Annotated in this window: 16 protein-coding genes; 12 read left to right on the forward strand and 4 right to left on the reverse strand. The window is 43.4% G+C overall.

Annotation, left to right across the window (positions count from 1 at the left end; all coding sequences use genetic code 11):
- The first annotated feature begins 299 nt into the window (after positions 1–299).
- The 7 genes from ACGE0T_RS02795 (at position 300) to rseP (ending at position 7,897) form a co-directional block, all read left to right on the forward strand.
- Complete coding sequence (locus ACGE0T_RS02795) at positions 300–1,952, forward strand: PAS domain-containing sensor histidine kinase (protein ID WP_459189019.1); 1,653 nt, start codon at positions 300–302, stop codon at positions 1,950–1,952.
- An 81-nt stretch (positions 1,953–2,033) separates the two neighbouring features.
- Positions 2,034–2,642, forward strand: coding sequence for a DUF4290 domain-containing protein (locus ACGE0T_RS02800; protein ID WP_459189020.1), 609 nt, complete (start codon positions 2,034–2,036; stop codon positions 2,640–2,642).
- Positions 2,639–3,943: a UDP-N-acetylglucosamine 1-carboxyvinyltransferase gene (gene murA / locus ACGE0T_RS02805; protein ID WP_459189021.1), complete on the forward strand. Its 1,305-nt coding sequence runs from the start codon at positions 2,639–2,641 to the stop codon at positions 3,941–3,943. Before ACGE0T_RS02800 ends, murA begins: the two co-directional genes overlap by 4 nt.
- Positions 3,944–3,955: 12 nt before the next feature.
- Entirely contained in the window at positions 3,956–4,474 is a 519-nt protein-coding gene (gene rimM, locus ACGE0T_RS02810; protein ID WP_459189022.1) for a ribosome maturation factor RimM, read from the forward strand.
- Positions 4,475–4,492: 18 nt separating this feature from the next.
- Positions 4,493–5,365, forward strand: coding sequence for a M23 family metallopeptidase (locus tag ACGE0T_RS02815; protein WP_459189023.1), 873 nt, complete (start codon positions 4,493–4,495; stop codon positions 5,363–5,365).
- 6 nt (positions 5,366–5,371) lie between these two features.
- A complete protein-coding gene (locus ACGE0T_RS02820) occupies positions 5,372–6,523 on the forward strand; it encodes a 1-deoxy-D-xylulose-5-phosphate reductoisomerase (RefSeq protein ID WP_459189024.1) in 1,152 nt (383 codons plus the stop codon).
- A 45-nt stretch (positions 6,524–6,568) separates the two neighbouring features.
- Positions 6,569–7,897, forward strand: a complete 1,329-nt coding sequence (gene rseP / locus ACGE0T_RS02825) for an RIP metalloprotease RseP (RefSeq protein ID WP_459189025.1) — start codon at positions 6,569–6,571, stop codon at positions 7,895–7,897.
- Positions 7,898–8,221: 324 nt separating this feature from the next.
- Here rseP and ACGE0T_RS02830 read toward each other — a convergent pair whose 3' ends face one another.
- From ACGE0T_RS02830 to ACGE0T_RS02845, 4 genes are all read right to left on the reverse strand, one after another.
- The gene (locus tag ACGE0T_RS02830; RefSeq protein WP_459189026.1) at positions 8,222–8,872 is read right to left on the reverse strand and encodes a PP2C family protein-serine/threonine phosphatase; all 651 of its coding nucleotides are present in this window, start codon (positions 8,870–8,872) and stop codon (positions 8,222–8,224) included.
- On the reverse strand, positions 8,865–9,710 hold the full coding sequence (locus ACGE0T_RS02835; protein ID WP_459189027.1) for a nucleotidyl transferase AbiEii/AbiGii toxin family protein: 846 nt from the start codon (positions 9,708–9,710) through the stop codon (positions 8,865–8,867). Before ACGE0T_RS02835 ends, ACGE0T_RS02830 begins: the two co-directional genes overlap by 8 nt.
- Positions 9,688–10,710 (reverse strand): type IV toxin-antitoxin system AbiEi family antitoxin, encoded by a 1,023-nt coding sequence (locus ACGE0T_RS02840; protein WP_459189028.1) that lies wholly within the window; start codon positions 10,708–10,710, stop codon positions 9,688–9,690. The genes ACGE0T_RS02835 and ACGE0T_RS02840 overlap by 23 nt, the downstream gene beginning before the upstream one ends.
- 235 nt (positions 10,711–10,945) lie before the next feature.
- Entirely contained in the window at positions 10,946–11,920 is a 975-nt protein-coding gene (locus ACGE0T_RS02845) for an alpha/beta hydrolase family protein (RefSeq protein WP_459189029.1), read from the reverse strand.
- 113 nt (positions 11,921–12,033) lie between these two features.
- Between ACGE0T_RS02845 and ACGE0T_RS02850 the strand changes: the two genes are divergently transcribed.
- The 5 genes from ACGE0T_RS02850 to metH all read left to right on the forward strand — a co-directional run bounded on the left by ACGE0T_RS02850 (position 12,034) and on the right by metH (position 18,532).
- Positions 12,034–12,771, forward strand: coding sequence for a BFO_2992 family lipoprotein (locus tag ACGE0T_RS02850; protein WP_459189030.1), 738 nt, complete (start codon positions 12,034–12,036; stop codon positions 12,769–12,771).
- Between the two features lie 30 nt (positions 12,772–12,801).
- On the forward strand, positions 12,802–13,368 hold the full coding sequence (locus ACGE0T_RS02855; RefSeq protein ID WP_459189031.1) for a YIP1 family protein: 567 nt from the start codon (positions 12,802–12,804) through the stop codon (positions 13,366–13,368).
- Between the two features lie 19 nt (positions 13,369–13,387).
- The gene (smpB, locus tag ACGE0T_RS02860) at positions 13,388–13,849 is read left to right on the forward strand and encodes an SsrA-binding protein (protein ID WP_459189032.1); all 462 of its coding nucleotides are present in this window, start codon (positions 13,388–13,390) and stop codon (positions 13,847–13,849) included.
- Between the two features lie 86 nt (positions 13,850–13,935).
- Complete coding sequence (locus tag ACGE0T_RS02865) at positions 13,936–14,847, forward strand: nucleoside recognition domain-containing protein (RefSeq protein WP_459189033.1); 912 nt, start codon at positions 13,936–13,938, stop codon at positions 14,845–14,847.
- Positions 14,840–18,532, forward strand: coding sequence for a methionine synthase (metH, locus tag ACGE0T_RS02870; protein ID WP_459189034.1), 3,693 nt, complete (start codon positions 14,840–14,842; stop codon positions 18,530–18,532). Before ACGE0T_RS02865 ends, metH begins: the two co-directional genes overlap by 8 nt.
- Positions 18,533–18,965: the final 433 nt, after the last annotated feature.

Consider the following 18,965-nt stretch of genomic DNA (forward strand, 5'->3'; position numbering starts at 1 on the left):
GAAAATCAAGGAGTATATGTGTTAATATGATAATGGCGAAAAAAATGAACGTTTTTTCTTGTCATTGCAAATGTATGGTAAAATTATTAAAAATCAAACTGTTTTTTTTCTAACTGTCAGCATGTGGCTTGTTATAGCTTGTGTGTGAGATTCTTTGATTTTTATACGTATTCGATGAAAAATGACGAAAAAAAACGTTCGTTTTTTTAGTCATTACAGGGTTAACAAATGCAAATAATGAAAAATAACATTCAGTATCCTGTATAGAATTACGAATAACGTGTTAAAACCATTACAACATGCTGAATGATTATATTTGTTATATCTGTATGTCAGGATTTATGAGAGAATCCTGGTTTTGGCTACTTTTATGCGGAGCATTACTCCTGACTATATTTGTTCTGCTTACCGTTTTGTATATAAGGCAGTTGAAAGCAAAAATGAAAGCCCGTGCGTTTAAATTACTGTTGAAATATCGTGATTTATTTAATAATATGCCCCTCCCTTACATGCGCCATGAATTATTGAGGGATGCAGCCGTAAAGGATATCCTTGTGCAGGATGTGAATAAAGCCTTTGAAGAACAAATCCTCTCGAAGGAAAATATCTTATATAAAAAAGGAATGGAAATAAATGGAGTACCCACAGATCTGCTTCAAAAATATATTTCGATGGTGGAAAACGTTCTTGGTACGAAAAAATCATTTATGCTGGAATATGTGTTGAGAGGGCATTTCTATAATTTATTGATTATGCCTGCCGAAGAAACGAATGTTATTGACCTGTTTTTCATTGATATTACAGTGTCGAAGAATTTTCAAAAGCATTTGGAACAGTTGAATAAAAAATTATCGATGGCAATGGAGGCCGCGAATATGATACCCTGGCATTATGACATAAAGAAGAATGTATTCAGTGTGGAGAAGATGAAAACAGAGCAGGATATGGAAAGCGGGGGAACAAAGCATACGCTGATTATGTCCAAACAACTTGCTCTTGAAGAGGGTTTGAATGCTGTGCACGACGATTACAGGGAACAAGTGAAAGAACTGTTTGACAAGTTGATAGGCGGAACCTTGCAAAAAGGACATATCGAATATCAGTTGGGGGACAGGAATATTTACAATACGGATTCGGAGGCTTGGGAGGAGTTGTTAGCCGAGGCGGAATATGATGGCAAGGGAGAACTTTGCGCTTTAGCCGGAGCGTTTTTACCAATCACGGAAAGAAAGTTAATGGAACAGGAACTTCGCAAAGCCAAAGAGGAAGCTGAGAACCTTAGCCGTGTAAAGTCCGCATTTCTTGCTAATATGAGCCATGAAATACGAACTCCGCTGAATGCCATAATCGGTTTTTCAAATTTATTGCCGGAGGCGGAATCTGAGGAAGAAACGAGGGCTTATGTAGAAATTATCGAAAGGAACAGTACGCTTTTGTTACAATTGATAAATGATATCCTCGACTTGTCTAAAATAGAAGCCGGAACTTTGGATTTTTGTTATTTCAATGAGGATGTCAATGAAATGCTGGATGATATTATTTATACGGCAAAAATTCGGAATCAGAATGAAAATGTACAGTTGTTATGTGAGAAAGGACTTCCCAAGTGCATACTTTATACCGACAAAAATCGTTTGATGCAGGTAATTACGAATTTCTTGAACAATGCAATGAAATTTACGGAAAAAGGTTCTATAACCATTGGTTATGATTATATCGCTGGAACTTCTTTGTTGAAATTTTATGTAAAGGATACCGGGATTGGCATACCGGAGGATAAGCTAAAGGAAATATTCAACCGTTTTGTGAAATTGAACACCTTTATCCAGGGTACCGGACTGGGATTGAGTATTTGTGAGACGATCATCCGGCAAATGGGGGGAGAGGTCGGTGTTGAATCGGTTGTGGGCGAAGGGTCTTGTTTTTGGTTTACATTAACTCTCGATAAGTAAGTTTAGTGCAAGCACCCCCCGCTCTGTTTATTGTTTAAATCAATTATAATCTGTACCTTTGCCCGGTAAACAGAAATAGTAATGAAATACAATACAGAAGAAAAAAAAATGGCTATGCCCGAATATGGACGCAATATTCAGAACATGGTGGATTATTGTGTGACCATAGAAGACCGGGAAGAACGCAAACGTTGTGCCAATACAATTATAAATATAATGGGGAATATGTTTCCTCATTTGCGTGATGTGAATGATTTCAAACATATCCTTTGGGATCATTTGGCAATCATGGCGGATTTTAAATTGGATATCGATTATCCGTATGAGATTATAAAGAAAGAAGACTTATATACACGCCCTCCGCGTTTACCGTATAACAATTCCCGTATCCGTTACCGTCATTATGGGAAGACGCTCGAATTAATGATACATAAAGCTACGGAATTTGAAGCAGGGGTAGAAAAAGACCAGCTTATCAAACTATTGGCTACCCAGATGAAGAAATCTTTTCTTACCTGGAATAAAGAGTCGGTGGATGACCGTAAGATATTTAAGGATCTGGACGAGTTGTCGGAGGGTAAAATCGTATTGGACGAAGAAGTCCATAAACTACTGGAAAGCCGGGATATCCTTGCCCGCAATAATACCAACAACAGTAAAAAAAACAACTATACGCGTAAAGGCAGATGAGTTCGTTTGTCATAGAGGGAGGCTATAAATTATCCGGGGAAATCATTCCGCAGGGCGCCAAGAATGAAGCTCTACAGGTGATTTGTGCAACCTTGCTTACCGCCGAAAAGGTAACGATACACAATATACCGGATATCCTGGATGTAAACAACCTGATACAGCTTTTGCGCGATATGCAGGTGAAAGTAGACCATCCGGCTACCGGTACCTACACGTTTCAGGCGGATTCCATAGATTTGAATTACTTGCAGACGGATGAGTTTTTGCGTAAAAGTGCCAGTCTCCGTGGTTCCGTGATGATTGTAGGACCGCTTGTGGCACGCTTTGGCAAGGCTCTGATTCCTAAACCGGGTGGCGATAAGATCGGTCGACGCCGTTTGGATACTCATTTTGTAGGTATACAGAAGTTAGGTGCATGTTTCGGTTATAACCCGGAACGCCAGGTCTATGAAGTGGAAGCCAAGAAACTGAAAGGCACTTATATGTTGCTGGACGAAGCTTCGGTAACCGGTACAGCCAATATCCTGATGGCTGCCGTTTTAGCAGAAGGCAAAACAACGATTTACAATGCCGCATGCGAACCTTACCTGCAGCAATTATCATCTATGCTGAACCGGATGGGTGCCCGTATTTCCGGGGTAGGTTCCAATTTATTGACAATAGAAGGTGTTGAGGCACTCGGAGGGACAACACATACGATTCTGCCGGATATGATTGAAGTCGGCAGTTTTATCGGTATGGCAGCCATGACCGGGTCCGACATCCTGATAAAGAATACAGGTTATGAAAAGTTGGGGATTATACCGGAATCGTTCCGTCGCCTCGGTATAACCGTTGAACAACAAGGGGACGATATTTATGTGCCTTCCCATGATTCTTACCAGATAGATACGTTTATCGATGGTTCTATCATGACTATAGCAGATGCCCCTTGGCCGGGATTGACTCCGGACTTGCTGAGTGTCTTTTTGGTTGTGGCGACCCAGGCTGTCGGAAGCGTACTGATTCACCAGAAAATGTTCGAAAGCCGCTTGTTCTTTGTGGACAAGCTGATAGATATGGGAGCCCAGATTATCCTGTGTGACCCGCACCGCGCTACGGTAATAGGATTGGGAAACCGGTTCAAGTTGCGTGGTTCCAATATGGTATCGCCGGATATCCGTGCGGGAATCGCCCTGCTGATTGCAGCAATGAGTGCCGAAGGAACCAGCCGTATTCATAATATCGACCAGATAGACCGTGGATATCAGGATATAGACAGGCGCTTGAATGCTATCGGGGCACGCATTACCCGTTTATAAAAATCTTTTGCGATGATAAAGAAGGAGGATGTTTTTAAGATAGGGCTGTTTACCAAGCCTCACGGCATAAAGGGGGAAATCGGATTAATGACAAGCAGTGATGTGTTTGATGATTCGGAGGACCTCTATATTGTTTGCGATATGGATGGTATTCTGGTCCCTTTTTTTGTGGAAGATTACCGGTATAAGACAGATAATGTGATTCTTCTGAAATTGAAAAATGTGGATGACGAGCAGGCTGCGAGGGAGTTTTCCAATCGCGAGGTTTTTTATCCGCTGGATAAGATGGAGGATGACTTGATTGGCGATATTACCTGGGATTCATTTATCGGATATCAGGTAATCGATGAGGCTCTTGGCGAATTAGGAGCGATTACGGATGTCGACGAATCGACAATAAACGTTCTTCTTCAGATAGATCATAAAGGAAAAGAAATATTGTTGCCGGCGGCTGAGGAATTGATTCTATCTGCGGATCATGAAAACAAAACGCTGACTGTTTCCGTTCCGGAAGGTTTGCTTGATTTATGAAACTGACTACTAATATACATGGCACGGAAGCAACGAAAATTAAATAAGAAATCATTCTGGCACCGGATACGGTTCAAATATAAACTCTCTTTTTTCAACGAAGGGACCTTGGAGGAAGTTTGGTCGTTCCGCTTGTCACAACTTTCCGCATTTGCAACATTGGCTTTATTCGCTTTTCTGCTGATTGCTTTTACTGCTTTTATCATCATAAAGACTCCGATACGAAATTATTTGCCGGGTTATCTGGATGTGGAAATCCGTAAGGAAATCGTGCAGAATGCGTTGAGAGCGGACTCACTGGAAAGGATGTTGCAGATTCACTCTCTCTATTTGAATAATGTTTCCGGTATTTTATCCGGAACCATGCCGATAGATTCAATCCGTGAGATTGACTCGTTGGCCCGTACGAAACCGGATTATAATATTCCCCGTTCGAAGGAGGAAGAACAGTTTGTAAAAGACTATGCAGAGGCAGAAAAATATAACCTGACGGTCTTGGACCCCCACCAGGTACCTACCGAAGGCGTGTTCTTCTATAAACCGGTAAATGGGGTTGTATCTTCCCATTACGAACCGGAATTGCGCCACTACGGTGTGGATGTGGCTGCAGCTCCGAAAGAAAGTGTGTTGGCAACATTGGATGGGACAGTAACCTTTGCCGGGTTCGATCCGAATTTCGGGAATGTGATACAGATACAGCATAAAAACGGATTCCTGTCTATCTATAAACATAACGAATTATTGCTGAAAGAAATCGGGGATCGTGTTGTGGCAGGTGAAGCGGTTGCTCTGATAGGCAATACAGGGAAATTATCGACCGGTCCGCATTTGCATTTTGAATTGTGGTATAAAGGTAATCCGGTTAATCCCGAAGACTATATAGCTTTTTAATCATCCATGAAAAGAAATTTAGCCATATTAGGCTCTACAGGCTCTATTGGTACACAGGCTCTGGAAGTTGTCAGCGAACATCCGGACCTTTTTGATGTGTATGCCCTGACTGCAAACAATCAGGTGGATTTGCTGATTAACCAGGCACGTAAATACATGCCTGAAGTGGTTGTGATAGCGAATGAACAGAAATATCCGGAGTTGAAAGAAGCGCTGGAAGACCTTCCTATAAAAGTCTGGGCGGGTTCGGAGGCTATTGCCCAGGTGGTCCAGTCGGAGCCGATTGATATGGTACTGACGGCTATGGTGGGCTATGCCGGTCTGAAGCCGACCATCAGTGCGATTAAAGCCGGCAAAGCTATCGCTTTGGCAAATAAAGAAACTTTGGTTGTTGCCGGTGAGTTGATAACCGCTTTGTCTGCCGAACACAAAGTACCCATCCTGCCGGTCGATTCTGAACATTCTGCCATTTTCCAGTGTTTAGCCGGAGAATGGGAGAACGAAGTGGAGAAGATCTTGCTGACGGCCTCCGGCGGTCCTTTCCGGACAAAGTCGCTGGAAGAGCTTGCTACGGTAACAAAGGCACAGGCATTGAAACACCCGAACTGGCAAATGGGAGCCAAAATAACGATCGATTCCGCTTCGATGATGAACAAAGGTTTTGAAATGATTGAAGCGAAATGGTTGTTCGGTGTAACTCCCGAACAAATACAGGTGGTTGTGCACCCCCAGTCGGTAATCCACTCGATGGTACAGTTCGAGGATGGCGCCGTGATTGCGCAACTGGGCATACCGGACATGAAATTGCCTATCAGTTATGCGTTCTCTTATCCGAAACGGTTGAAGAGCAAAGCGCCCCGTTTGGATTTCAATCAATATGCCACCTTTACGTTCGAAGAACCGGATATGAAGCGTTTCCGTAACCTGGCATTTGCTTTTGATGCCATTCGCAAAGGAGGAAACATGCCTTGTATCCTGAATGCAGCCAACGAAGTAGTGGTGGCAGCCTTCCTGCAAGACCGGGTGGGTTTTCTGCAAATGAGTGAAATTATAGAGAAAACAATGGAAAAAGCGTCCTTTATAACGGTTCCGTCTTATGAAGATTATGTGGCTACAGATGCGGAAGCACGGAGGATTGCGGAAAGTTTGTTGAGTTAAGAGTAGTTGAGTTTTAAATAGAAATAAATAGACAGTAGATACTAAATGGAAACATTTTTGATTAAAGCGCTACAGCTCATTCTGAGCTTGTCGATACTGGTGCTTGTCCATGAGTTCGGGCACTTTCTCTTTGCTCGTATATTTAAGGTACGGGTGGAGAAGTTTTACCTTTTCTTTGACCCGTGGTTCTCATTATTTAAGTTCAAGCCTAAAAACAGTGATACGGAATATGGTATAGGCTGGTTGCCTTTAGGCGGATATTGCAAGATATCCGGTATGATTGACGAAAGCATGGATAAGGAGCAGTTGGCACAGCCGCCCAAACCTTACGAGTTTCGTTCCAAGCCTGCCGGGCAGCGTTTGATGATTATGATTGGCGGGGTCTTGTTCAACTTCCTGCTGGCTCTGTTCATCTATTCCATGATATTGTTTACCTGGGGAGATACCTATCTGCCTTTGAAGAATATGAAGGCGGGTATGAATTACAGCGAAACATTCCAGAATGTAGGTTTCCGGGATGGCGATATATTGCTGAAAGCGGATGGTGTGGAGTTGGAACGCTTCGGTGAAGCAAGCTTCCGCCAGGTGGTAAATGCAAAAACGGTAACCGTACTACGCGATGGGGTAGAAGCTGAAATTGCTATACCGGAAGATATGATGCAACGTGTGATGCGCGACAAGAAAGGGTTTGCCGACCCCTTCCGTTTCCCGATGGTTATACGCGAACTGGAAAGCAACAGCCGTCCTGCGGCAGTAGCCGGGTTATTGCCTAAAGACAGTATCGTTTCTATAAACGGTATTTCCACCCCTTTGTTTGAAGATGTATCCAAACAGCTTGAGCAGAACAAGGATGCGGATATAACAGTAGGCTTTTACCGTGACGGTTTGTTGAAATCGTTGACCTTGCATACGGATACAGCCGGAAAGATGGGAGTAATGGTGATGTTGCCGACGGATTTGTATCCGACCGTAACTCGGAATTATGGTTTCTTCGAATCATTCCCTGCCGGTGTAACCTTAGGGGTGAACACCTTGAAAGGCTATGTAAGCGATATGAAATATGTCTTTACCAAGGAAGGGGCTTCCAGCCTGGGCGGTTTCGGTACAATCGGCAATCTGTTCCCTTCGGAATGGGATTGGCGGACTTTCTGGAAACAGACGGCATTCCTTTCCATTATCCTTGCCTTTATGAATATTCTGCCTATACCGGCATTGGACGGCGGGCATGTGATGTTCCTGATTTATGAAGTGGTGGCGCGTCGCAAGCCGAGTGATAAATTCCTCGAATATGCTCAGATTGTGGGTATGCTCTTGCTGTTCTCCCTGCTGATTTATGCGAATGGAAATGACCTGTTCAGGTATTTCTTCAAGTAGAGAATAAGAGATAAACTATATAAGAAGTCGCCACTATCCGGGGTCGTTCCGGGCAGTGGCGATTTTTTGTGTTTATAGATTCCATCTACCTGCGCAGATTGTCGCCATTACCTGGCACATAGTTGCTGCTATGTTCCGGGTAGTAACAAAGAACTGCGCAGGTAATAAAGACGCTCCGTGCAGGTATTTATTACAATGTTTTTTATCTGTTATTCCGTATATAATCCTGTAAAGTGAAATCTTTGGGAGCGGACGGTTTGCCGGGAACCGTCTCCGCCGTATAGATAAATAACTTTTGATGAGATACGTATTTTCATTGCAATTTTACCCCGACTTTATCTCAATCAAAGAATAATCATCATTAATACCGGACAGCTTATGTATAACATCTAAATCGAATCCGTTTATCTCAGATTCTGCAACTGATTGATAAAACCCGTCCGTACATAAATAAAGCGTTACCTGTTTATTCAAGACTGCTGTTCCGATAGGTGGAAGCTCACGAAATCCTTTGCCGTTGACACAACGTGTTAGAAAAGTATTGTCGTATTTTCCGGAACCGAATACATGGTCTTTTGTAAGCAATTCAAATCGATCTTCTTCAGCGGCAAGATATAACCGGACATTACCTTGCCATATATAATAAACAGTATCGCCGACAATAATTACAGCCGTAACTGCTGCCCCCATTTTACATTTCAGTTCCTTGCACAAGGTTTCTATTTGTGTATCTGCTTCGATTAAAGCCCTACGGAGCAAGTCCTCTATATTGTATTGGTCAATTCCTTTCTCCAGGACATCGAAAACTGTCTGGACAACAGTGGTTGCTGATAGATCCCCATGTGACAGTCCGCCCATGCCGTCTGCAAGCACGACAATCGTTTTATCACTCGACAAAGTGGCGTACTTCATGAAATCTTCGTTGACCTTGTGTTGTCCGGGGCAACTGGCACTCTTGATTTTTATATCATTCATCTTCTATAGCCTTTTGAAAAACATCCGCAATAGCTTGCCATGTGTCCCTGACTTGTTCGTAGGTCAATCCGATACTGTGTTCCAATGTCTGATTGATCAAGAGTCCGGCTTCTTCCTGTGCCAGTTCTTCCATGATACAATCGTGGTAGTAAATGAGCTGCTCTTTGTTGAGCAGGAGGGTTAAATCATGAGCCAACCAATAGCCTCCAATAATGTATTCGTCGAAATGCTCCCAGTCATATACTTCCGTATGGAAATTACGGTCTACATTGGCTATGAAATAATTGGAAAGGATGAAAGACATATCCTCCGCATCCTTGTCTGTGCTAAAATGGCGGTCTTGCCAAGCATTGAATTTCAGCAGGAACAAACCGTGCAACGATGCAATTTTAAGCTCGAAATCATCATCTATATGAACGGTAATGGCATCGCTTAGCACTTCATCGAATCCTTTTACAGACATGGCGATGGCCTCTTCGGGCGGCCAGTATATGTAATCGTCTTCTTTAGCCACAACACCGTATGGAACAACATCCAGCTCGTAATCATCATAGTAAAAACGTTGGTGCTTGTGTGTATCTTTATTGAATCCTTCGGCTACCAATATTTTGGTAATACGGTCGAAAGCCCGCCAATCGGGGATAGCTATTGCCACATCCAAGTCTCTGGTCTTGCGGCTTGATGACGTGCTTGCCAACTGTTGCAGAATGATATCTCGGGCGGTTGCGCCGATCACGAAAAAGGTTTGCCCTATGCTGCCGAAACAACCGGTCAGTTTTTTCAGCAATTCCACCAATAGTGGATTACCGATCTTTTCACTTGAAATGTTTAAGTCCATTGTCTAAAAGTCTTTGTGCTATTTCTAAACAACGGGCATTGCCACTTCCCATCAGATCAGCATATATGAGTACAAGCGAAACATGTTTGTTTTCCGTATCCCAATTCCAGAACTTACGGTATATACCTATTTCGCCGTTATCGTCTTGTCTGACAAAACCTGTCCTCATCAGATTGGCGGTAGGGATATCTGTGTAGATGTCGAAACTACCGGGTTCAAGATAGCTGTCTACCATTTGCGCACCGCTTTCTCCACCCCAATACATTCCTTCTGGCAATTTCATCGCCAACCATTTTATCCGATATTCATTATTACGGAAACTCATTCGTCCGAGCAATAGTTTCGGTTTCAACAACTGGTTATAACTTATCGTCCATTGTTCCAGCAGTTTCTTGTGGTTTTTCAAGAATCGGCCTTTTTCCGTCACAAGGACATAATGTAAGGAAATCAATTCATTAATGACATTCTTGATACTTCCCAAAGAAACGCCGGTCGCTTCTTGAATTTCCCGATAGGATTTGTTTACGTTCTCAAAATCATTCAATAGATAGAAAATAACCTTGATTCCCGTTTCCAAAAAGACCGGGTAACTTTTTTCTTTTATTGGTCTGTTTTTCTCTCCGGTATTGGAAAGTTGAAATATCATACGGTTTTTTCTCATATAACGGATATGGAAATTCCCTACACTGTCGAGAACGTTAATACCATGAGCGACAAATTTGTTCAATAAAGCCGGACTGATGTATTGTGCGACCAATAACACCGGTCTGGATTCCATTCCTGCTTTTGCCTGCATGGTTTTCAAAATAGTATTGAATGTAGAAGCTGTTATGCTGTCTTTGATTTCACATAAAAAATCGACATTCATAATGCGGACGACAGTATCAAAAGGGCCGCTATCGACACCTTTCGCCAATATTGCTATGCTGTCGCAAAAATCAAACTTGCCCTGTAAAGCGGTCAATGCCTGATTTAGTATTTCATGTTCAATGAGTCTCATTGTTGTTTTTGTTCAATTATAAGGTTTTGTTCAATTGTATTGAACACTGTAAAGATAATGAACGATTTTGATATGGTAAAATTATTTGTTCATTTTTACATCTTGTTCAATACAGTTGAACACCCTCGTTTATTGAACACCCAAACTCCATCGTAAACAAATCAAGCTTCTCCACGAAGGTGGCTTGGAAGTCGGAACCGTATCATGTTTAGGTCATCCGGTAAAGCCTGTCCTTTTACATATTATTCCGGATATAATCCTGTAAAGTGAAATCTTTGGGAGCGGACGGTTTGCCGGGAACCGTCTCTGTCGTATTGATAAATAACTTTTGATGGTTCGATACGAAACGGTTCAGGAAACCGAGGATGTCGTAGCGGTTGTTTTCCATAGGAATATTGGCCATTTCGTGTCCGGTATCTTCTGCAAGATAGAAATAGTAAGGGGATTGGTTCTCTTTCAGTTGTCCGGCAATAAAATTGGAACCCCAAAGTCCCATATCATTTAATACCGCTTTTTCGAACGGAACGGTCCGGTCTGCATTCCCGTGGAAAAGCATAATGGGGCAGGGGGCATTTTTCCATTGGGGAGCGCCCATGCTGCATACAGCTCCGGCAAATGAGATTACGCCTGCATAATTGAAACCTTCCGGTAGCAACTGTGTCAGTTCGCTTTGATTGCAGATTTCATATTCGGCTTGCAGGACGGTGATAGCTCCGGCACTTGAACCGCAGGCAACAATCTGTTCGGAGTCGATTTTCCAGTTGTCGCCATTTTCAACCACATAGCGGGTTGCGCCGTAGAAGTCCTCTACCGCAGCACCTATTGCCTGTTGCAATGTGGCGGCAAAGCCCATCGGGTCTGCCATTTTGGAAGGGTCTGCATGTTTCAGTTCGGTACGGTAGTCGGTGGAAACCACTACATAACCGTTTTCCGCGAGGAAATGGAAATAAGGAATATAATAAGCTTCATCCCGCTCCCCGCCTTTGAAGCCTCCACCGAAAGCAAAAAGAAGTACAGGCTTGGGCAATGTATCCTTTGTCGTATTTATTACTTCATATTTATCGAGTTTTAGCGTGTCGGTACCTTTGATGGCAAACGGATAGGTTTGCTTGTCGACAACCGGATTATTGCTTTGAGGGACCGGACACGAACATCCCGTAAAACTTAGGATGACGATTGCTAAAACGGTATAAAACAAATGCTTATTCATAGAATATATCTTTTAATAATGGAACCTTCGCAAAGGTATATCTTTTTTTTACTACCTTTGTGCGTTTTCCTGTTTTGTGGAAGGAAATCTATGGCTATCAAAATGCAATCGAGATGAAAAAGAAATCGTTATACGGAGTGCTTGCTGTTTGTTTATTTATGCTGTCGTCTTGCCTGGGAGACCCGGCAAGCAATCTGACGCTTGCAAACCAAGCCGGGGTGGTTACTTTGACCCCTTTAAAAGCTATCTATGTGAAAGGCGGGGATGTCCTTTCTTCGACGGAATTTCAGAGTGCGGCGGTGGATCAGGACGAATGTATCTTATTTGATTATTCATTCGACCCCAGCCTGCCATTGAATACGGAAGGTTCGCTGACCTATAAGACGGCAAATATCTATGCAAATACGCTTACCCGTGTAGGCAAGTGGAACTTATTCGATACCTTGCAGGATACGGTAAAACCGGTAAAAGACGAACTGACGCTTACACTGCTTCAAAACAGGTATGCCTATATCCGTGGAAAATTGTTTTTGTTCGCGGAAATGAACCACCGGACCGCCCAGAAAGATAGTTTTGCCTTGTCGTACAATCCGCAACAGCAATTAGACGGAGACAAGGTATATGACTTATATTTGCGTACAATTCGTCTGACAACGGACGAGACAACTCCCCGTTCGATGATTATACCTTGCGCTGTCGATATCCAGAATTTTATAAACGGAGCCAATACAGTGGAAGAGGACGAACAGAAGGTGGTAAATTTCAGAATCAGGTATGTATCCGGCTTTAATGCCGATACGACGAAATGCGTCTGGAAATCGACAGATGTATTGACCGTAACACAGAATTAATTGCTTAGTTGACAAAAACGGACTACAAAGATGTATAAAGAGATATTTAAGTGGGTAATCGCAATCATTTCCCAGCCGGGCAAGGCGTGGATGATGCTGACAAAGAAGGAGGAAAGCGACGATGAGTTTTTGTCCCGGTTTGTATATCCGCTGATTGGACTGGTTACTGTAGCTGCTTTTCTTGGCGTATTGTTCACAAGGAAAGAATTTGATGTGGAACTGGCGTTGAAATCGTCTATTAAAACATTGGTGTCTTCGTTCGGAGGTTTTTATTTGGGCGCCTATTTCCTGAATGAAGTCTGGCAGGGCTTTTTCAAGCGGGAAAAAGATATGAAATTAATGCAGCGTTTTGTGGGGTATTCCTCTTCCCTGATGTTTGCCCTGAGTGTCGTATTAATGTTGCTTCCCGAGTTCTTTTTTCTTCGCATATTTGTTCTATATACGTTCTATATTGTTTGGGAAGGTGCCGGGCCTTATATGCAGATAGAAGAAAATGCCCGTTTGAAGTTCACCGGTGTGGCAACAGTTATTATCCTGCTGACTCCTTCGGTGATAAGTATCCTGCTTGCATTATTGATGCCCGGACTAAATATCTGACAGATTGTCTTTAAATGAAATGAAAGAAAAGATTAGCAACAACATACAAATCAAGAATAAGCGGGCGACGTTCGACTACGAGTTGCTCGATACATTTACCGCGGGAATCGTACTGACCGGTACGGAAATCAAGTCCATCCGGTTGGGAAAAGCCAGCCTGGTAGATACATTCTGTATTGTGGAGAAAGGTGAGTTGTGGGTGAAGAATATGTATGTGGCTGAATACTTTTACGGAACATACAATAATCATGTGGCGCGAAGGGACCGTAAACTCCTGCTTACCAAAAAAGAATTAAAGAAGATTGAAAGTGCCGCCCGCAACAGCGGTTTTACGATTGTGCCGACCCGACTTTTTATCAACGACAAGGGATTGGCAAAGATTGTCGTAGCCATAGCCAAGGGTAAAAAGGAATATGATAAACGCGATTCCATCAAAGAGCGCGACGACCGCCGTGAGATGGACAGAGCTTTCAAGCGGTAATTACCAGAAATATCCATCTATTTTTACATAGTCTGCAAATGGGGACAGGTCAACACATAATTTCCCGGATATGGAAATGTATAAAAATGGCTTTACCCAAGGCCGGAAAAACTTGTGTCTGGCTTCTGAAGATTATCCTTCCGATATCTTTGTTGGTCCGGATTCTGCAATACTCCGGTCTGTTGGATATATTGTCCGGCTATCTTGAACCCGTATTCTCTTTACTGGGCTTGCCGGGCGAAACGTCCATTGTGTTCCTGACAAGTATTTTCAGCCCCCTTTATGCTCCGATAGCTCTGATAACTTCCATGTCGCTCGGCATTCGCGAGGTTACAATCCTTGCCCTAATGTGCCTTACTTCCCATAATCTGCCGGTAGAGTCGTCCGTACAGGCGAAAACCGGTTCGTCTTTCTGGGTAATGAGCCTGCTGCGGCTGACGATGAGCTTTGTAATTGCTTTTACCCTCAATAAAGTGATGCCTCATACCGGTTGGGGAACGATTGAAATTACCCAGAGTGCCGCCGTTTGCGAGAATCTGTTGGAAGTGTTTGTCCTATGGCTGACTACTTCGACAAAGGTCATTATTACTATTTTGGTGATTGTCACCTTTTTGATGGTGCTCCATTATATTCTGGATGAGTTTAAGTTGATGAAAGGTTTATCCTCTGTCTTTTCACCGTTGATGAAAGTATTTGGACTACCCCATGAAGCCGCATTCCTCTGGTTGGTCGGCAATGTAGTGGGGCTGGCATACGGAAGTGCTATTATGGTGGAGGAAATGAACCGGAAGAAACTCTCCCGGGATGGAGGCAATTTATTGAATTTTCACCTTGCCATGTGCCACTCGTTGCTGGAGGACTCGATTATTTTTGTGACAATCGGAGTCCCTCTGCTGTGGATTGTGGTTCCCCGGCTATTTTTTGCCATTTTAATTGTCTGGCTCAGGCGGGGATTTGGTTATATATATACACGAAAACTAAAACGTCTTTATGAATAAAGAAAAGTTTATCAGCCTCTTGAAAGAGAGAATATTAATACTGGATGGTGGTATGGGTACCATGGTCCAGGGATTTAAGTTGACGGAAAAAGACTACCGGGGCGAGCAGTTTGCCGATTTTCCCGGCGAGTTGAAAGGATGCAACGACTTACTTTGTATGACCCGCCCGGATGTAATCAAATCGATTCATCGCCAGTACCTGGATGCAGGGGCCGATATTTTTGCAACCAATACGTTTAATGCCAATGCCATTTCAATGGAAGATTACGGCATGCAGGAGTACGTACGGGATATGAATCTTGCAGCCGCCCGTCTGGGGCGTGAGGTGGCGGATACCTTTATGGCTGAACATCCCGACCGGATAGCGTTGGTTGCCGGTTCAATCGGCCCGACCAACAAAACCGCATCCATGAGCCCGGATGTAAGCGACCCGGCTTATCGTGCCGTTACCTATATGGACATTTACCGCTCCTATAAAGAACAGGTGGAAGCACTGGTGGACGGAGGTGTCGATATAATCCTTTTTGAAACGACTTTCGATACCCTGAATGTGAAAGCGGGGCTTGAAGCTGCCGATACCGTATTGAAGGAAAAGGGGAAAGACTTGCCTGTCATGTTGTCGCTGACCCTTTCCGCACAGGGTGGAAGGACATTGTCCGGACAGACATTGCTTGCTTTTCTGGCTTCGGTACAACATACTCCGATTGTCAGTATCGGATTGAACTGTTCGTTCGGTGCCGCCGACATGAAACCTTATCTGGCGGAACTGGCGAAACATGCACCTTATTTTATCAGTGCGTATCCGAATGCCGGATTACCTAATAGCTTGGGAGCTTACGATGAAACACCGGAAAAGATGGCGGGGCATGTTAAACCCTTTATAGAAGAAGGTTTGGTGAATATCTTGGGAGGATGTTGCGGTACGACCCCTGCCCATATCGCCAAATATCCTGAACTGGTAAAAGGGGCAAAGCCGCATGTTCCGGTAGCGAAGCCGGATTGTTTATGGCTGTCCGGGTTGGAATTGTTGGAGGTAAAACCCGAAAACAACTTTGTCAATATCGGGGAACGCTGTAATGTGGCAGGCTCGCGTAAATTCCTTCGTCTGATAAAGGAAGGCAATTATGAAGAAGCCCTGACAATCGCCCGCAAACAGGTGGAAGACGGAGCGCAGGTTATCGATATTAATATGGACGATGGTTTGCTGGATGCCGTAAAGGAAATGACCACCTTCCTGAACCTGGTTGCATCCGAGCCGGATATTTCCCGGGTGCCTGTTATGATTGACTCTTCCAAGTGGGAAGTGATAGAGCAGGGCTTGATGTGTGTACAGGGTAAAAGCATCGTAAACTCCATTTCCCTGAAAGAAGGGGAAGAGGCATTCCTGCAACATGCCGCCCGTGTTCGTCAGTTGGGTGCTGCCACGGTTGTGATGGCTTTCGACGAGAAGGGACAGGCGGATACGTTTGAACGGAAAAGAGAAGTTTGCGAACGGGCTTACCGCCTATTGACCGAAAAGATACATTTCAATCCGAACGATATAATTTTCGACCCGAATGTGCTTGCCATTGCTACAGGCATGGAAGAACACAACGGGTATGGGCTCGATTTTATCCGTGCCGTTGAATGGATTAAGAAAAATCTTCCGGGAGCCAAGGTGAGCGGGGGAATCAGTAACCTGTCTTTCTCTTTTCGTGGGAATAATTATGTGCGTGAAGCGATGCACTCGGTATTCCTGTACCATGCCATAGCAAAAGGGTTGGATATGGGAATTGTCAACCCGTCTTCCGCCGTATTGTATGAAGACATAGAACCCGGTTTCCGCACGTTGCTGGAAGATGTTATCCTGGCACGCCGTCCGGAAGCTGCCGAAGAGCTGATAACGTATGCCCAGAACCTGCATATTGATAAGCAGGATGGAGGAAATGCCAAACAGGAAGAATGGCGTAGCTATACTTTGAAAGACCGTCTGGAATATGCGCTGGTGAAAGGCATTGGCGACTATCTGGAAGAAGATTTGCAGGAGGCCCTGAAAGAATATCCCCGTGCCGTTCATATCATAGACGGTCCTTTGATGGGAGGAATGAACAAGGTAGGCGAATTGTTTGGCGCCGGTAAAATGTTCCTGCCCCAGGTTGTGAAGACGGCGCGTACAATGAAGAAAGCCGTAGCTATCCTTCAGCCAGCCATTGAAGCGGAGAAAACCGCCTCCGATTCGGTGAAGGCGGGAAAAGTGGTCTTTGCAACGGTAAAAGGGGATGTGCATGATATAGGTAAAAATATCGTATCCATCGTACTTGCCTGCAATAACTATGAGGTAATCGATTTAGGTGTGATGGTGCCGGCCGATGTGATTGTAAAGACGGCTATTGAAGAAAAGCCTGATTTGGTTTGTCTCTCCGGGTTGATAACGCCTTCCCTGGATGAAATGGTACATGTGACGGAAGAAATGCAGAAGGCAGGACTTTCTATTCCTATCATGGTGGGAGGGGCCACGACTTCCAAGCTGCATACTGCTTTGAAAATAGCACCTCATTATGATTATCCGGTTATTCATGTGTTGGATGCTTCGCAGAATCCGTTGATTGCTGCTAAATTATTGAATCCGGAAACTCACGATTCGTATGTGGAGGAGTTGAATAAGGAATATGAAGCCTTGCGTGCTTCCATGAATAAGAGAAAAGATGTACTGGTTCCTCTGGCTGAAGCCCGTTCCAAACATCAGGTGATTGATTGGGCGGCATATACTCCGGTAGTTCCGGCTCAGTCGGGAGTACAGGTTATACCATATATTCCTTTGGAAGAAATAATTCCTTATATACATTGGACTTTCTTTTTCAGTGCATGGAAACTGCCGGGGAAATTCTCGGAAATAACGAAAATACATGGCTGTGATGCCTGCCGTGCATCCTGGTTGGCTGATTTCCCGGAAGAAGACCGGGCCAAAGCTGCCGAAGCGATGCAGTTATATAAGGATGCCGTTAAACTGCTGGACCGTTTGGTTGAAATGAAAGCAGAATATTGTAAAGCGATCTATGGCATTTTTCCTGCAAATAGCGATGGGGATCATATTTATATGGGAGATGTCGTTATTCCGGTCTTACGTCAACAGGCTAAAAAAGACGAAGATATCTATAAATCGCTTGCCGATTACATCCTTCCGGTTTCGGAAGGACGTACCGATTATGTAGGGGCTTTTGTTGTAACAGCCGGTGCCGGAGCTGAATATCTGAAAGAAAAATTTGAGGCGGAAGGGGATACGTATAATTCGATGTTGCTTCAAACATTAACTGACCGTTTGGCTGAGGCCTTGGCTGAATATATGCATGAAAAAGTACGTAAGGAATATTGGGGATATGTACCTGATGAGTCTTTATCGATTTCAGACTTATATAAAGTGAAATACCAGGGGATTCGTCCGGCTGTCGGTTATCCTTCGTTACCGGACCAGAAGTTGAATTATATATTGGATAAACTGCTGGATATGTCGCAAATAGGAGTGAAGCTGACAGAAAACGGTGCCATGTATCCTACGGCAACGGTCAGTGGTATCTATATCGCTCATCCGGATTCGCACTATTTTATGATTGGTTCAATCGATGAGGAGCAAATGAAAGAATATGCAACCCGTAGAAACTTATCGGAAGCCGAAGCAAGGAAGTTATTAAATAAAAATATCTCCTGATAGAGAACATTTAGAACAGATATAAGATGACGTTGAATCCTCTGGTGCACTTTAAAAAGAAGGCATCAGGGGATTTTGTTTTTATACACCTGTTTATTATCGCTTCTTTTTACTAAATCAACGCCTTCTTTTTGGAAAATCCATGTGTTCTTTTGTTAAATTCAAACCGAAGAAATATTCTTTTGATGTTTGTTCTCTTTTATTTTGATGGATGTGATTTGTTCTTTTTACAGATGTGTATTTTTCTTTTGATAATTGTTGAAATAATACGTATGTGATATCTCGTGTGAATATCCAAGTGGTTTTTTCTTCGAAAGAGGTTGTAAATATAGAAAAGATATTCCGGAATTATGTTTATATTAATAAAAATTGTCAATTGTTATTGTCGATTATTGTTCGGAGTGATTTTTGTAATAGATTGTAAATTAACTGT

Source organism: Parabacteroides sp. APC149_11_2_Y6 (assembly GCF_054506995.1).

Coding starts and splice junctions, on each gene's coding strand:
- ACGE0T_RS02795 (WP_459189019.1), top strand. CDS start 300: ATGCTGAATGATTATATTTGTTATATCTGTATGTCAGGATTTATGAGA.
- ACGE0T_RS02800 (WP_459189020.1), top strand. CDS start 2,034: ATGAAATACAATACAGAAGAAAAAAAAATGGCTATGCCCGAATATGGA.
- murA (WP_459189021.1), top strand. CDS start 2,639: ATGAGTTCGTTTGTCATAGAGGGAGGCTATAAATTATCCGGGGAAATC.
- rimM (WP_459189022.1), top strand. CDS start 3,956: ATGATAAAGAAGGAGGATGTTTTTAAGATAGGGCTGTTTACCAAGCCT.
- ACGE0T_RS02815 (WP_459189023.1), top strand. CDS start 4,493: ATGGCACGGAAGCAACGAAAATTAAATAAGAAATCATTCTGGCACCGG.
- ACGE0T_RS02820 (WP_459189024.1), top strand. CDS start 5,372: ATGAAAAGAAATTTAGCCATATTAGGCTCTACAGGCTCTATTGGTACA.
- rseP (WP_459189025.1), top strand. CDS start 6,569: ATGGAAACATTTTTGATTAAAGCGCTACAGCTCATTCTGAGCTTGTCG.
- ACGE0T_RS02830 (WP_459189026.1), bottom strand. CDS start 8,872: ATGAATGATATAAAAATCAAGAGTGCCAGTTGCCCCGGACAACACAAG.
- ACGE0T_RS02835 (WP_459189027.1), bottom strand. CDS start 9,710: ATGGACTTAAACATTTCAAGTGAAAAGATCGGTAATCCACTATTGGTG.
- ACGE0T_RS02840 (WP_459189028.1), bottom strand. CDS start 10,710: ATGAGACTCATTGAACATGAAATACTAAATCAGGCATTGACCGCTTTA.
- ACGE0T_RS02845 (WP_459189029.1), bottom strand. CDS start 11,920: ATGAATAAGCATTTGTTTTATACCGTTTTAGCAATCGTCATCCTAAGT.
- ACGE0T_RS02850 (WP_459189030.1), top strand. CDS start 12,034: ATGAAAAAGAAATCGTTATACGGAGTGCTTGCTGTTTGTTTATTTATG.
- ACGE0T_RS02855 (WP_459189031.1), top strand. CDS start 12,802: ATGTATAAAGAGATATTTAAGTGGGTAATCGCAATCATTTCCCAGCCG.
- smpB (WP_459189032.1), top strand. CDS start 13,388: ATGAAAGAAAAGATTAGCAACAACATACAAATCAAGAATAAGCGGGCG.
- ACGE0T_RS02865 (WP_459189033.1), top strand. CDS start 13,936: ATGGCTTTACCCAAGGCCGGAAAAACTTGTGTCTGGCTTCTGAAGATT.
- metH (WP_459189034.1), top strand. CDS start 14,840: ATGAATAAAGAAAAGTTTATCAGCCTCTTGAAAGAGAGAATATTAATA.